This window comes from Sphingobium sp. AS12, from assembly GCF_019097845.1.
Classification (GTDB): Bacteria; Pseudomonadota; Alphaproteobacteria; order Sphingomonadales; family Sphingomonadaceae; genus Sphingobium.
The window spans coordinates 1-13,553 of sequence record NZ_JAHRGM010000040.1 but is presented as its reverse complement, the minus strand read 5'-3'; the positions used below and the strand labels follow the sequence as shown (position 1 = coordinate 13,553).

At 56.6% G+C, this 13,553-nt stretch carries 10 protein-coding genes and 4 pseudogenes; 5 read left to right on the top strand and 9 right to left on the bottom strand.

Annotation, left to right across the window (positions count from 1 at the left end; translation table 11 throughout):
* Positions 1-128: 128 nt before the first annotated feature.
* Positions 129-992 (bottom strand): transposase, encoded by an 864-nt coding sequence (locus tag KRZ98_RS16060; RefSeq protein WP_217674465.1) that lies wholly within the window; start codon positions 990-992, stop codon positions 129-131.
* Positions 993-1,357: 365 nt separating this feature from the next.
* Here KRZ98_RS16060 and KRZ98_RS16055 point away from each other — a divergent pair, with 365 nt between their 5' ends.
* Both KRZ98_RS16055 and KRZ98_RS16050 read left to right on the top strand, forming a co-directional pair.
* Positions 1,358-3,715: a right-handed parallel beta-helix repeat-containing protein gene (locus KRZ98_RS16055; protein ID WP_217674464.1), complete on the top strand. Its 2,358-nt coding sequence runs from the start codon at positions 1,358-1,360 to the stop codon at positions 3,713-3,715.
* 220 nt (positions 3,716-3,935) lie between these two features.
* Positions 3,936-4,686, top strand: a pseudogene (locus tag KRZ98_RS16050) (transposase).
* Here the strand turns inward: KRZ98_RS16050 and KRZ98_RS24440 are convergent.
* A complete protein-coding gene (locus tag KRZ98_RS24440; RefSeq protein ID WP_217674463.1) occupies positions 4,635-5,159 on the bottom strand; it encodes a transposase in 525 nt (174 codons plus the stop codon). The pseudogene KRZ98_RS16050 and the gene KRZ98_RS24440 sit on opposite strands and share 52 nt — an antisense overlap.
* 341 nt (positions 5,160-5,500) lie before the next feature.
* On the opposite strand from KRZ98_RS24440, the gene KRZ98_RS16040 reads away from it, so the two are divergent.
* Positions 5,501-6,031 (top strand): hypothetical protein, encoded by a 531-nt coding sequence (locus KRZ98_RS16040; protein WP_217674462.1) that lies wholly within the window; start codon positions 5,501-5,503, stop codon positions 6,029-6,031.
* Here the strand turns inward: KRZ98_RS16040 and KRZ98_RS16035 are convergent.
* Both KRZ98_RS16035 and KRZ98_RS16030 read right to left on the bottom strand, forming a co-directional pair.
* Positions 6,006-6,161, bottom strand: a pseudogene (locus KRZ98_RS16035) (IS256 family transposase); the annotation flags it as partial. The gene KRZ98_RS16040 and the pseudogene KRZ98_RS16035 sit on opposite strands and share 26 nt — an antisense overlap.
* A gap of 221 nt (positions 6,162-6,382) precedes the next feature.
* Positions 6,383-7,549, bottom strand: coding sequence for an outer membrane beta-barrel protein (locus KRZ98_RS16030; RefSeq protein ID WP_217674461.1), 1,167 nt, complete (start codon positions 7,547-7,549; stop codon positions 6,383-6,385).
* A 455-nt stretch (positions 7,550-8,004) separates the two neighbouring features.
* On the opposite strand from KRZ98_RS16030, the gene KRZ98_RS16025 reads away from it, so the two are divergent.
* Together KRZ98_RS16025 and KRZ98_RS16020 are read left to right on the top strand one after the other, a co-directional pair.
* Positions 8,005-9,213: a cell wall hydrolase gene (locus tag KRZ98_RS16025; RefSeq protein ID WP_217674460.1), complete on the top strand. Its 1,209-nt coding sequence runs from the start codon at positions 8,005-8,007 to the stop codon at positions 9,211-9,213.
* Positions 9,214-9,361: 148 nt separating this feature from the next.
* Complete coding sequence (locus KRZ98_RS16020; RefSeq protein WP_217674459.1) at positions 9,362-10,414, top strand: glycosyltransferase family 4 protein; 1,053 nt, start codon at positions 9,362-9,364, stop codon at positions 10,412-10,414.
* A 292-nt stretch (positions 10,415-10,706) separates the two neighbouring features.
* Here the strand turns inward: KRZ98_RS16020 and KRZ98_RS16015 are convergent.
* From KRZ98_RS16015 to KRZ98_RS24185, 5 genes and pseudogenes are all read right to left on the bottom strand, one after another.
* Positions 10,707-10,973: pseudogene (locus tag KRZ98_RS16015) on the bottom strand (transposase domain-containing protein); the annotation flags it as partial.
* Positions 10,974-10,981: 8 nt separating this feature from the next.
* On the bottom strand, positions 10,982-12,487 hold the full coding sequence (locus KRZ98_RS16010; RefSeq protein ID WP_254798557.1) for an IS66 family transposase: 1,506 nt from the start codon (positions 12,485-12,487) through the stop codon (positions 10,982-10,984).
* A 100-nt stretch (positions 12,488-12,587) separates the two neighbouring features.
* On the bottom strand, positions 12,588-12,944 hold the full coding sequence (gene tnpB, locus KRZ98_RS16005; RefSeq protein WP_009823144.1) for an IS66 family insertion sequence element accessory protein TnpB: 357 nt from the start codon (positions 12,942-12,944) through the stop codon (positions 12,588-12,590).
* Entirely contained in the window at positions 12,941-13,279 is a 339-nt protein-coding gene (locus tag KRZ98_RS16000) for a transposase (RefSeq protein WP_037543664.1), read from the bottom strand. The genes tnpB and KRZ98_RS16000 overlap by 4 nt, the downstream gene beginning before the upstream one ends.
* Before the next feature lie 148 nt (positions 13,280-13,427).
* Positions 13,428-13,553 (bottom strand): annotated as a pseudogene (locus KRZ98_RS24185) (transposase); the annotation flags it as partial.

Genomic DNA, 13,553 nt, shown 5'->3' with positions numbered 1-13,553 from the left:
GCCCTTCCGCCGAAACCAAACCGCTCTTGACCAATCGAACGATGCGCCACGTCCGGCTCTCCTCTTGGGAAAGCCCATAGAATCAGCAATCAATGCCCATGTCTACACCCACCCGCGCACAGGTCTCATCATACTGTGGCGGCGCGTCGTTCGTGGAAGATCAGGCGATCGAAGTTATTGGCCAGGGTGAGTTTCGCCTCGGCCCGCTTGATGCCGATGGCGCGGATGAACAGCCCGAACCGGTTTTTCTGATGCGCGAACACTCCTGAGCCTGTCGAAGGATCGATCCTGGCCCGGATCGCGGACTTTGCGGCATTGGCGCGAGCGGTGGCCCTGGTCATCGGCTTCCTCTTGGGCTTGCGACGGTTGATACGACTGGTCAGCATGCGATCGGCCAACCATGTTTCGTTCGTCCTGGAGCGGTATGCTGTGTCGGCCCAGACTTCGCTGCTGCTATTCTCTGCGATCACATGGCGTAACATGCACCCATCGGCGTGGGCCGCCGATGTGACCTCCCCGGCGCGAATGAACCCGTACAGGCGGTCGATGCTGATATGGCTTTTATATCCGAACACCGGCAAGGCAATCATCGGTAGAGGCTTGCCATCCTTGTAGCGCACCTTCCCGCCGATCTTGAGCGTCCAGCGCGCATCGGTGTCCTTCTGTGCCGCCTTGGCCGGGTCATCGGGCCATATATCCTGCGCCGACTTTCCATCCTTAATGGCCTGCCGTTCGTCATCGGTGTTGCGCTGCTTGGGCGCTGGCGCCAGGCTGGCATCGATGATCTGACCCGACATGGGGTTGTAGCCCTTCTTGTGTAGTTGCCAGTCGAAGGCCTTCATCACCCGCTTGAGCGTCCCGGTCTCCGTCATCCGGTTGCGGAAGTGCCGGATGGTGTTCTCGTCGGGGGTGCGGTCACCCAGCGCAAAACCCAGAAACCGCATCCAGTTCAGCCGGTCCCGGATCATATACTCCATTCTGTCGTCGGTCATCGTCTTCTTCTCCAGGTTCGAGTTCGCATCCGAACCCTACCAGAAGATCGACGGTGGCCACCCTTCTCAGGAAAACCTTCCTACACCACCCCGTGGGACACGACCTCGTTATCAGCATGCCAGGCGGCAAACCCTCTTTAAATCTCAACCCCTTGATCTGCGCCATAGGCGCTGACGCCGAGGTCCAAAGTATAGTTAAAATAAGATCAATATTGATTGATAATACATTGAATTTTATATGAGTAAGTAATCACATGGTCAAAATGACGTTAACTAGTTTGATGCAGTCATAATACAACATTTTCCCGGAAAAGTGCCCTTAATTTATTAACGCAAATCGAAATCTAATCACAAAGGGGCGCAAAATGAATTCTACTTACGACAACAGCCTGCTTGAAACTATGAATTCTGTAAAACCTACTAATTTTATTTGGGTAGATGACGACGCCGAGCCTTTCGGCGACGGCAGTATTGGCAGTCCAATTGATACAATTCAGATGGCGTTGAATTGGGCCACGCCAGGCACCATGATAATGGTGCGCGAGGGTATGTATTTCGAGAGCGTGAAAATTCCGCGTGATGTGAGCGGAACAGAAGATGCTCCGATCTGGCTGGTGTCTGCCGACGGCCCGCAAAAAGCGCATATCATATCTGCCGACAAATCAATCGCGACAGTCAGCGGCGGTGGCGCTGAAAACATCATCATTGATGGGTTCTGGGTGTCTGGCGGCAAGAACGGCATTCAGTTTAGCCAGAACGGATTTGATTTTCAAGACATGGTCCGCAATATCGTCGTAAAGAACAACTTGATTGATGGCGTTCGCCAAGATGGCATCAAGATTAACGGTGGCGAGAACATTCTAGTCCAGAACAATGTTGTTACAGACGGTTATGACGAGTCGATAGACTTCTTCGCCGTTACTAACGGTGCCATCATCGGCAATGATGTCAGTGGCAACATCGGTACGAGTGCGGCGATTTTCGCAAAGGGCGGGTCGATGTACATCGACATCCGTGACAACTATATTCACGACACTGCTGCGGACGGGATTTCAATCGGTGGCTGGTCCGACCCAGACATACCGATGCGCGAAGGCACCGAGGCGTTTGAAGCTAAATATGTAACTGTCACGAAAAACCGTATTGAAGACGTGGGCAAGCGTCCTCTGAACTTCCTCGGAGCGCATGACTCGATCGCATATGGCAACTATCTGGAAGCGACCGAACGCTATTACACCGTGGTAAATGTCGCGACCGGCTATCCAAATGTTGAATCGCCAAAAATTTCAAAAAATATTGTGGTTAAAGATAACTATATTACTCGTGACTACAACATTATTCATGTATATGAGTCCACTGATTCGGTTGTATTTGAGAATAACAACGACGTCGCCTATGCCAGTATTGGCTCTCTGATCGGGGCTAACCTAAATACCAAAACTGCAGGGCAGGCAGCATTATTCGAAAAAAGCGCCCTTGAACAACTTATCGAGTTGCCGATCAATCAACATTCTCCCCGCTGGGACGAGAGCGATGCCTACACTTCGGTCGTCAAGGACGGCTACGGCACCGATGGAGCCAATCTCCTCAAGGGCACGGCCAGAATCATGGAAGGCGGTCTTGGCGACGATACTTACCGAATAAACGGCTCCGATATCGGTAAGGTGAAGGAAGCTCTCGACAGCGGCATAGACACAATTTTAGGAAACGGTCCGTACGTAAAGCTTGCTGACAATGTCGAAAATCTGTTCGCGCTATCCAACAAGGGGACAACACTGCAAGGTAACGTGCTCGACAATGTCATCAAGGGAGGCAGTGGCGATGATGTTCTCGCGGGCGGCGGTGGATATGACCTACTGATTGGCGGCCAAGGAAGAGACACCTTTCTCGTTTCGGCACAGGACAAAGCAACGCGCGTCGCCGATTTTGCTGACGGTGACGTGATCCTAATTGCAGGCAATCCTTTCGCCTCTTTTGCCGAGTTAAAGGCTGCCACAGTAAAATCGGGGGACGGATGCATCATACATTTTGGCGACGGTCGCTACCTTGAAATTCTGGACCAGACGCCGGTAACACTGAAACCAGAAGATTTCGCTTTCGGCGCAATTGAAGAAGCACATGCCGCCAGTTTTTCGGGTGGCGGTACGGTCAATGTAAACTCCCAGCACCTTGCCGAGGGTTCGGATGGCATCGACCGCTTGTTTGGCAAGGGTGATAGCATCATGATGGGCGGCGAGGGCGATGATGGCTACTTCATCAAAGGCCCCGGCGATCACATTATCGAATTGGCAGACGGAGGCATCGACACAGCGCTAATCTATAGTGACAGCTATATTATAGAGGCCAATGTCGAGAACGCCACCGTCAAAAACAACCATGGCATTTCGGTTCAAGGCAACGCCATTGCCAATATGATAAAAGGCGGTGACGGCGGTGACATCATCCGCGGCGCCGGCGGAGCCGACATCATCGAAGGCGGCAAAGGCGCTGACATATTCAAATACGGCCAAGCTGAGGGCGGTGATATCATCACCGACTTTGAAGTAGGCGTCGACCATTTCGACATCAGCGCAATGGGTTATAAGGAAAATAAGGTGTCGCTAAGGACTATCGATGCAGCTGAAGGCACTCAGGTCTATGCCAATTGCGGGTCGGAAGATGTTCTGCTTGCAACGCTTCAAGGCGTTCACGGCGACATCAATGGCGATTGGCTTTTGCTGTAAGCCAAAAAGATGGACTGACGTCTGTGGATGATCTCCTCAGCTGGATATCCGCAAATACCTCAGATTTCTTGAACTTTCGAACGCCAAGTAATTGAAATTGTTAGATGGGATTTTGCTGGCTTTAGGGTTATTGCGGGTGTCCAGCTGGACGCCTCGAAAAACCGCTGGTGATTAGCTCCGCTGCATGATTCATTGGCTTTCGCGACGAGCGGAGGCGGTGATGGCAGGGCAGCCTGGTTTTTTTGATCTTTCGGACCGTTACGAGGCGCTGAGCGCGGCGGGTGATCCGTTGGAACGGCTATCGGCTGTGGTGGATTTCGAGCTATTCCGGGGACCGCTGGTGGCCGCATTGCGACGCGGACCCCGCAATAAGGGCGGGCGCCCGCCGTTCGATCCGTTGCTCATGTTCAAGATCCTCGTTCTGCAGGCGCTGTATTCGCTGTCCGACGAGGCGACGGAGTTCCAGATCAAGGACCGGCTTTCGTTCCAGCGCTTCCTGGGCGTCGGGCTGGAGGGCACCGTGCCCGATGCCACCACGGTCTGGTTGTTCCGCGAACGGCTGGTAAAGGCCAAGGCGATCGACCGGCTATTCGCGCGCTTCGATGCCGCGCTCAAGGATCGAGGCTATCTGGCCATGGGCGGGCAGATCATCGACGCCACCGTCGTGCCCGCGCCCAAGCAGCGCAACACCCAGGAGGAGAAGACCGCCATCAAGGAGGGTCGTATTCCCCAGGACTGGACGCCCGCCAAGGTCCGGCAGAAAGACCGCGATGCGCGCTGGTCGATCAAATATACCAAGGCCAAAGGTCCGCGCTGCCGTCGAACATGTCTTTGCCGGGCAAAAGCACCGCATGGGGCTGGTCGTCCGCACCATCGGTATCGCCCGAGCCAGGATCAAGATCGGCATGGCCAACCTGATCTATAATTTCCAGCGCCTCGCATGGCTCGAAGGCCGAACTGCGTCTGCTTGATACCGAAACGGTCCACCAAGGAGCAGATCAGCCCGCAAAACCAGGGAAACAAGCCCACAAGGCGGCCAGTCAGGCCGTCCCACGCCAGCGCTTCCATGACAGCGCAAAATCCTGACGTTTTTCGAGCCGTCCAGCTTCTGCGCGACCAGCAGCCGGCGATACCTGACGAAGGCGGTGCGCTCGGGCGTCCCTTCGTTTGCGGAGAACCCACAGAAGCGGCGGAAGGAGGCTCGATCGTCGAGCGCCTCGGCCAGCTTCACGTCGGACAGGTCGTACCAGATCGACAAAAGCAGGGCTTTGAACATTGCCAGCGGCGGCCAGGCGGGTTCGCCCTTAGTGGCCGGATAAAGCGGATCGAGAAGCGCCGTGACCGCGCTCCAATCGATCAGCGTGACAAGGGCGTCGAGCGATGATGATGACCTTGCCCTTCCGCCGAAACCAAACCGCTCTTGACCAATCGAACGATGCGCCACGTCCGGCTCTCCTCTTGGGAAAGCCCATAGAATCAGCAATCAATGCCCATGTCTACACCCACCCGCGATTCTACGCGTGCAAACTCAAATGATTTTGCGCTACACTCTGTCGGCATCGTGGAACTCCTCTGCTGTTCGGTAAACCTTTGTCGCAAAAGAATTATCTAAGATTCAGAGCCCCGATGCACTACTTCCGTGAGATTTCCGGGTTAACGAAAATTAAAGGACATTGACCTTAAAGCGGTCGGGCTTTCGCGGATCCGGGAAGCGTTTTTTTTCGCTTTGGTCAGTTGTTATCGGATTGGCGCCATCTGTGACCAATGAGCCGGAAAGGTTCTTGAATGTTTTCCACACCGAAATCCGTGGTCTTTTTTAGCCGGATAATGTTGGCAATGGTTGTGGTTGCCGCATGTGCCGGCACGATCGGCACCTTAGGCGACATTGGCGGACGGTTATTCCCAAAGGAAATCAGCACCTTCTTGTTAGCCTATGCGACCTATTTTCTGGCGATCATATCACTGCCTTTTCTGCGCAGGAAAGACATTTTCCAGGCTAGCCTGATCTTCCTGATCAGCCTCGCCCTGTGCAAGGCACTCGTTTCGAGTGGACATGTGCTGCAGGAAACCTTGCTGGTTCTATTGGGCATTACTGCAGCGCATTTGCCTCTAAAAGTCGAAACTTTACGTCGGCATTCTCGCGAAGCGGGTGGCGAGCTGTTTGAGGTGCTGGCAATTGAGGATCGCCGCAGCCGAGCGCGACGGTCACGGCGGCGGGCCGTCCCCAAGGCAGATCGTGTCCCACGGGGTGGTTTAGGAACCGTCGATCCACGGCAGGATCGGGTTCGGGTCAGGCGGCCAGAGCTGGCAGGCTGACGATTGGGTGATGGCTCACCGAGCCGATTGTTTCCAGCGTCATGTAGCGGCGCGATACTGCCCACTCATCATTCTGCTCCAGCATCAGCGCGCCGACGAGGCGTATGACTGCGGGGTCATTCGGGAAGATGCGCGCGGTGATTACGCTTCGCACGCCATGCGCCGCCTACGATTTGACATGTACCTCCTTGTAGAAGCCCGTCCGAGCCAGTTGCGCCAGCCCCGCTGCGTCGTGTGGGTCGGTCGCCATTGTCGCAGCCAATCTCGAGCGTGTCGAACAGCGCACACATTTCGAGCAGTTGATGCCAGTCGCGGCACGATCGTGCCAGGCGCGATACTTCGATCCCAAGATCAGAAGCGGATGCGGGTACCGAGATTGAACCAGTTGCCATTATAGGCAAACTGGACATCATTTGAGTTACGGCCCGAATGGCGATACTGGCTGAAGAAGCTCCAGCGCCGGTTCATCACATAGTCCAAGCGGATATTGCCGCTATACTCGGTGCGGTCGAATGCCGGGCCGATCGGATTCAGATGAGAAACACGAAGTGACGGAGTTGCCACGAGATTGGGCATGATCGCCCTTTGCACTTCCAAGGTAGCTGACGTGCTACGATATCCGGCAAGCGTCCGCGAGGCAGCTTCGATAAATTCGCTGCCTGCTGTCAGCCGCAGTGTGGTAATCGGATTGACATTCCAAAGCAGGTCTGCGGTGAATGAGAAGCCGCCGATATTGTTGAGCTGTATCGGCTGAGCATTGAAGGTGCGCTCCAGATAGCCCACTGTCACATCGCCATAGAGACCGTTTTGTGCGAAAAATCCGACACCGCCTTCGACCTGCCAGCGCACCGAGTCACGGTCTACGGTGCTAAGCGGATCAAAACTTGGATCGCCGATACCTAGATCGTAGTCGAGCTTCTCGACAGCAACGAAACCTACAAGCGAGATGCTCTCGCGCCACAAATACCGGCCTTTTATTATGCCGCCGAGAACGGTATAGTCACGGAAATCCTGATCGAGGACATTGCCATTTGCATCCAAGGCGTCGGCAAAGTCAGCGCGGTACCCCCTCGCCTCGACTTCCAACGAAAGTCGGTTCAACACCTGCTTGTATCGGACACGGGCGGTGAAACGCCCGTTATGGATTGGCGAGTTCGCCTCATCGACATTTGCCACGCTCTCGCGGCCGATGACGTGGCGCTCGCCAACCAGCTCAATCTCTGTATGGGATTCTGAAATATGAGCCGAGCGCCAGAAGAAACGGCTACCAAATTGGTCCGTGTCTTCACCGTCAAAATCGGCATGGATACTGCGATCGTAGAAACCACTGACCGAAATGCGTTCTGCGCCATCAGCAGTCGTCAGGCTAACAACCGGGCGGATGTTCAGTGACACGTCGTCTTGCTGATTGGTTTCGGTCGCCAGTACATTGTCTGTCGCTTCGCCCTCTAGCCTTAATTCCGGGAAGAGAAAGAAGCTGCCAATCCGACCGCCAATGGGCTCGTATCCATTGAACATCTTATCCCTGACGCCAATACTCGCCGGGATCGTCCCTCTGCCGTCCGAAACACCCTGAGCGTGCGCGGTAACCGATGTCGCGCATGCGAAGCATGCCATCCACTTTATCCAATGCATCGCCCAATCCCCCCTTTGGTATAAGAGCAGCTGTTCTATTGCCCGTGCCTTGTAGAGCCTAGATCGCCTAGAGCAATAGATATTGAAAATGCTTGGCAAATTGGACGGATTTGAACCAGTCGAGTGCTTACCGACGGTTGCAATCAGTGCCGAAGCGACAACATTTTCTGTACCTTCGACGTGTACCAGGCAAGGACGTCGCCAGCATAGCGCAAAAATGCTGCGGTGCAGCAGTTGTAAAGCAAGACTTTCAAAGCTATTGCACTCGATACAGGGGCAGGAAGGGTTGTCAGCTACCTGCAGTGGCATAGGGCTTCAAAACTTTGAAAAAAACTGAAATGCTGCGATCCAGAAGGCTCTGGACGGCCACTGCAGCGGTTCTCTTGTTGCTTGTTCTTGGTGGGGGGCTGTTTTTGGCTAAACGCCATGGTTATGCCTATACCGGTGCTTCTCCCAACTTGGCCAGCCAGGAAAAGTCGATGGAGCAATCTCACCTACCCCCGCCCGAGGCGGACAATGTTGTTTACACCGACCTGCCGCGCGAAACCGCGCGCAGAATCAACGCCAAGGTGCCGTTTTCGACCGCACCAAACCCCGCGGCACCTTCCTTCGAATTCTCAGGCAGCCAAGTCGACCGTGCAAGAGCGTTGGATTGCCTTGCTGCCGCCGCATTTTACGAGGCCGGCGATGATCCAGTGGGGCAAAAGTCAGTGATCCAGGTCGTGCTCAACCGAGTACGACATCCAGTCTTTCCAACAACAATCTGTGGCGTAGTGTTTCAAGGATCCGAGCGCTCCACCGGATGCCAGTTCACCTTCACATGCAATGGAGCTATGGCGCACACACCTTCGGCGGATGCGTGGGGCCGAGCTCGTAAGTTGGCTGCGCAAGCGATGGATGGTTCGGTCGATCAACGGGTAGGGGAAGCCACGCATTATCACACAGACTGGGTGGTTCCGCTGTGGAGCGCGGAGATGGACAAGATCGTTGAGGTCAACACGCATCTGTTCTTCCGCTGGCGAGGTAGCTGGGGACGAAAAGCAGCATGGCGCCGGACTGTCGGCGGCGCTCCAGAACCTTTTATCCTGAAACTCGCCGGCATCTCGGCGATTCATAACGCCAAGCCGGAACTGAGCGATGCAGTCGAAACGAAGCTTGCTTATCTGAGATTGGACGGTGATGATGGCGCTGGTACTCGGGAAGCCAGCACCGTCAAAGGCAATAGGGTGCACCGGGTGTCCAAATCGGGCCGAGCATTCTTCATGGACATGACCGTTGGCCAGGAAGCCGGCTCCTATGCGATTGCCGCATGGGAGATTTGCAAAGGTAAGGCTGCCTGCGTAGTAATTGGTTGGATGGATGGCATAGGCTCTCTATCGACCGTAGGCGCCATGCTCAATAATGCGGCCTTTTACTATTATCACCAGACCAATGCTGGCAAAGACCTCATCCTGTGGGATTGCGGTGTTTTCCGTCGTGAAGATGCCTCCCAATGCTTGCCGGCCGATATGAGTAAGCTGAATTCGATACTTGCCATGCTTCAATGATAAACCGATATATCGAGCTGGACTTTCGCCATCGTATTCATCATTTCCTTCCCCCAATCCATTTGATTTTCGGCAGGAGCTAAGGCGAAACGTGAGCGGCGGCAGAGCCCTTGTCATAACGACGATGACCGCGCCTTCAGGCGCTCCCATGGCCGCTCTCCGGCTGGCGGCTGGCCTTGAAGAGGCAGGCTGGTCTTGCCGAGGGATATTTCTCTACTATCGCAAAGAAATGAACAACGTCGACCATACTTACGAGTGCCTGCTCGACCGACCGCCGCGTTCGCCCGGAGATTTTATCAAGATCATATGGCGCTTGCGAGGCGTCATGCGCATGGAAAGGCCTGAAGCAGTTGTATGTTTCCTGCCGCTAGCGATGGTGCTGGGAAGTCTGATCGCACAAAACTGCGGTGTGCGGCAACGTATAGTATCGCACCGCGTTCCCGCCGACACCTATGGCGCGATGATGCGGTGGCTAGACATTCTTGCCGCATGGGCTGGCCTTTATACAGAGGTTGTGGCGGTTTCGAAAAGCGTAGGCAGGTCGTGCAAACCTTACCCGCGGTGGCTAAAGCGGCGGATTCATGTCGTATATAATGGCCTCAAAGGTTGGCGGCGGTCGGATAAGAACCAAGAAGAAGCGCGCTCCCATTTCGGCTTGACCGTTAAGGGCAAGTTGATCGTTGCCGTGGGGCGACTTGATGCCCAGAAAAACTATCCAGTACTGATCGATGCCATGGTCACTGTACCTGCCGACGTCCGGCTTGCGATAGCAGGCCAGGGCGAACTGCTTGATGAGATCATTGCGCAGATAGCCCGCCTTAAGCTTCAAGAGCGGGTTACGGTGCTCGGTGCGATCTCGCGAACTGATGTCCCGCATCTTCTCGCGGCAGCCGATGTGTTCGCCCAGCCCTCGCTGTTTGAAGGGCAGAGCAATGCCCTTCTCGAAGCGCTGGCGGCAGGACTGCCGTGTATCGTAAGCGACGCGCCCGAGCAGATCGAAACAATTACCTCTAACACAGGAGAAGCTGCGGGGCTCGTTCTTCCCGCCACCGATCCCGTCGCCTGGTCAGAGGGAATTGCGAGCTTTCTGAGCGATGATGGCCGACTGATCACAGCAAAGGCACGAGCCAAGGAGCGGTCAGAAGCTTTCACCTACGACAAAATGGTTAATGGCTTTGCGAAGGTAGTCGGTGCCGACTAGCACTACTTTGGCAGAAGTTTGAAATGCGTGACTGATAGGTTCCCACCGCAGTGTGGGCATTGGTCTGGCGGAGGTCGCGATATTCGGTCAGTGATGGCCTGTCGGATGTAAGCGCCGACGGAACGTGGCCTTGTCGGCATCACCGAAATAGGAAAGCTCGCAGCCTTTAAGGAGGCGGGAGCATGGACATCGAGCAGTCAAACGAGCCTCGTACGAGCGGTCGCGGTGATGGCGGAGCGCTTGTACAGGTGGAGCGGCGTCGGAACTGTAAGCGGGGCTTGGAGACCGCAGATCAGGCGGCTGCGGCGATCGGTTGCTGATCGGTCCGCCAGTTCCACGGCATGAGCTCATCCCAGCGGGTAGCAGGCCAGTTGCCAGCGATCCTGGCGATGACGTCGGCGATATAGGTCTGTGGTTCGAGGCCATTGAGTTTGGCGCTCTCGATGACGGAATAGATGGCAGCGGCGCGATCGCCGCCTGCTTTTGAACCTGCGAACAACCAGTTTTTGCGACCCAGGGCCACGCAGCGCATGGCGCGCTCGGCTATGTTGTTAGTAAGCGCTGTTCTCAGCCCACGTAGATCCAGGGCATGAGTTCATGAACGCGATTGGCCGGGTAGCCGTTGGCGAGCGCGGTCAGCGTCTGGTTCAGCCAGTCATGCGGATTGATGCCGCCCAGCTTGCAGTTTTCGATGAGCGTGGCGATGACCGCCCAGTTATCGCCGCCCTCGTCGGAACCGGCGAAGAGGGCATTCTTTCGATTCAAAGCCAAGGGGCGGATTGATCGCTCGACGGTGTTGGTGTCGAGTTCGATCCGACCATCGTCGATGAAGCGAACGAGGCCGTCCCAGCGCGTTGTCGCATAGCGGATGGCTTCGGCCAGCTTGCTCTTGGCGCTGATCTGGCGGAGCCGGGCGTCCAGATAGAGCCTGAGATCCGCGACGATGATGCGGCTGCATTCGACGCGCTGGATGCGGCGCTGTTCAGCAGAGTAGCCGCGCACCTCATCCTCGATGGCATAGAGCATGGCGATCCGACGCAGGATCTCGGTCGCGACCGGGGAACTGGCGGCAAGATCATAGAATTTGCGCCGGACATGTGACCAACAGAAGGCGAGGCTGAGTTGCTGTCCGCGGCGTTTGGCAAGCGCTGTGTATCCGCCATAGCCGTCGACTTGCAGGATGCCTGCAAAATCTCCGAGATGGGTGTCGGGCCGTTCGGCTTTCCGGTCTGCCGCATAGACATAGGCGACCATCGGCGGACCTACGCCACCCCATGGCCGATCATCGCGGGCATAGGCCCATAGCTGGCCAGTCTTCGTCCTTCCGCGCCCCGGGTCAAGCACCGGCGCAGTGGTCTCGTCGGCGAACAGCCGCTCTGATCGGCGCAACTCCTCAAGGGTACGGTCCCGCAATGGCCGCAAATACCATGCTGCCCGACCGACCCAGTCCGCCAGGGTGGAGCGATCGAGCTTGATATCCTGCCGGGCGTAGATCTGAGCCTGTCGGTATAAAGGAACATGATCGGCATACTTCGATACCAGCACCTGGGCGATCAGCGCTTCGGTCGGGATCCCGCCTTCGACTATCCGCGCCGCAGCAGGAGCCTGGACGATCGCGCCCTCACAGGAGCGACAGCCATAACGCGGGCGTCGTGTCACCAGCACGCGGAAGGTCGTGGGAACGACGTCTAGCCGCTCGGCAACATCTTCGCCGATCTGATGAAGCGCCCCGCTGCAGCAAGGGCAGACCTTCTCCTCAATATCGACAATCTGTTCGATCCGCTCGAGATGCGCGGGCAAGGAGCCGCGGTTGGTTTTACGGGGCTGATCGCTGCGGGAACGCGGTGCAACAGCATCTCTTGCAGCACGGGCATGTCCAAGGGCGATCTCGACATCCTCCAGTCCCAGCTGGAGCTGATCGGCATCGAGTTGCTCAGACCGGCGACCGAAACGATGCCGCATGAAGGCATCGATAATCGACTGAAGGCGCTCGATCTCGGCGTCCGCCTCGCCCTTGGCAACGACCAGTTCTGTCAGCCTGACCTCAGATGCGGCCCGCTCCTCCGCCAGCATCCGGGACTGCTCCAGGACGAGCGCGCGAAGCGCGTCGATGTCTTCTGGCAGGTCCGCTTGCATGAGCATGGTAACAATGAATCAGTGAGGCAAAGCCCCGTCAACCGGCAATTTGCGGGGCCTGCGGTCGACGGCCGCCATGAACCCGGCGCCAGTCCAATCCCTCCAGAAGCGCGCCTAGCTGGGCGGCGGAAAGACGCATCACGCCGTCCTGGATGCCAGGCCACTTGAAGCTGCCTTGCTCCAGACGCTTCGCCATCAGGCACAGCCCGGTCCCGTCCCACCAGATCAGCTTGATCCGATCGGCACGCTTGGCCCGAAAGACATAGATCACGCCGGAAAAGGCATCGCCGCCATAATCTGCGCTCACCAGCGCCGCCAGGGCATCAGGCCCTTTGCGGAAATCCACCGGGCGCGTCGCCACCATGACCCGCGTGCCCGGACCGATCCCGATCACCGCTGTACCTGCAACGCCTGGATCACTGCTGCCACCAGATCGGCCTTAGCCGTACCTCCAATCCGAACGACGGCGCCTCCCACCTCAACCTCTATTGCGACATCGCTCGACAATGGCTTGGGACTGTCGGCCATGACAGGCACGAACATCGGCTCCGCATGGCTGGTGGCCCGACCTGCTTCCAACACATAGCGCAGCTCCCGGCGCCAAGTGTAGAGCAACGACGTGCGAATATCGTGCTGGCGGGAGAACTCGGCGATGTTGCCGCAACGCGCCATCTCCCCGACTATCGCCAGCTTCTGCTCCAGCGTCCAGATCCGTCGCCGACCTGCCATGCTGCGGAGCACCTCAGGGCGGCGAACAGGCTCCAGACCAACTCCAGTGTGGGTGTCCAGTGCGCTCGTAAGGCTGTGGGCTTCCATACCGACCAACGTCTGCCCTAATCACCACATCGCACAAGGTGGGTGGGAAACAGCGCTTACTGTTGTTATCGATTTCCAGACGTCCATCATCGAGAAAGCGCGTCAGAGCGACCCAGCGCTTGCGACCATAGGCAATGGCCTTGGCCATCTCGGATTTGGGCGAAAGGCGGCGCAGGGCATCGTCGAG

Excerpts from the sequence above, each read along its gene's own strand:
- KRZ98_RS16060 (WP_217674465.1), bottom strand. The coding sequence starts at position 992 with ATGACCGACGACAGAATGGAGTATATGATCCGGGACCGGCTGAACTGG.
- KRZ98_RS16055 (WP_217674464.1), top strand. The coding sequence starts at position 1,358 with ATGAATTCTACTTACGACAACAGCCTGCTTGAAACTATGAATTCTGTA.
- KRZ98_RS16040 (WP_217674462.1), top strand. The coding sequence starts at position 5,501 with ATGTTTTCCACACCGAAATCCGTGGTCTTTTTTAGCCGGATAATGTTG.
- KRZ98_RS16030 (WP_217674461.1), bottom strand. The coding sequence starts at position 7,549 with ATGTTCAATGGATACGAGCCCATTGGCGGTCGGATTGGCAGCTTCTTT.
- KRZ98_RS16025 (WP_217674460.1), top strand. The coding sequence starts at position 8,005 with ATGCTGCGATCCAGAAGGCTCTGGACGGCCACTGCAGCGGTTCTCTTG.
- KRZ98_RS16020 (WP_217674459.1), top strand. The coding sequence starts at position 9,362 with ATGGCCGCTCTCCGGCTGGCGGCTGGCCTTGAAGAGGCAGGCTGGTCT.
- KRZ98_RS16010 (WP_254798557.1), bottom strand. The coding sequence starts at position 12,487 with ATGCTGGCGGAGGAGCGGGCCGCATCTGAGGTCAGGCTGACAGAACTG.
- KRZ98_RS16000 (WP_037543664.1), bottom strand. The coding sequence starts at position 13,279 with ATGGCAGGTCGGCGACGGATCTGGACGCTGGAGCAGAAGCTGGCGATA.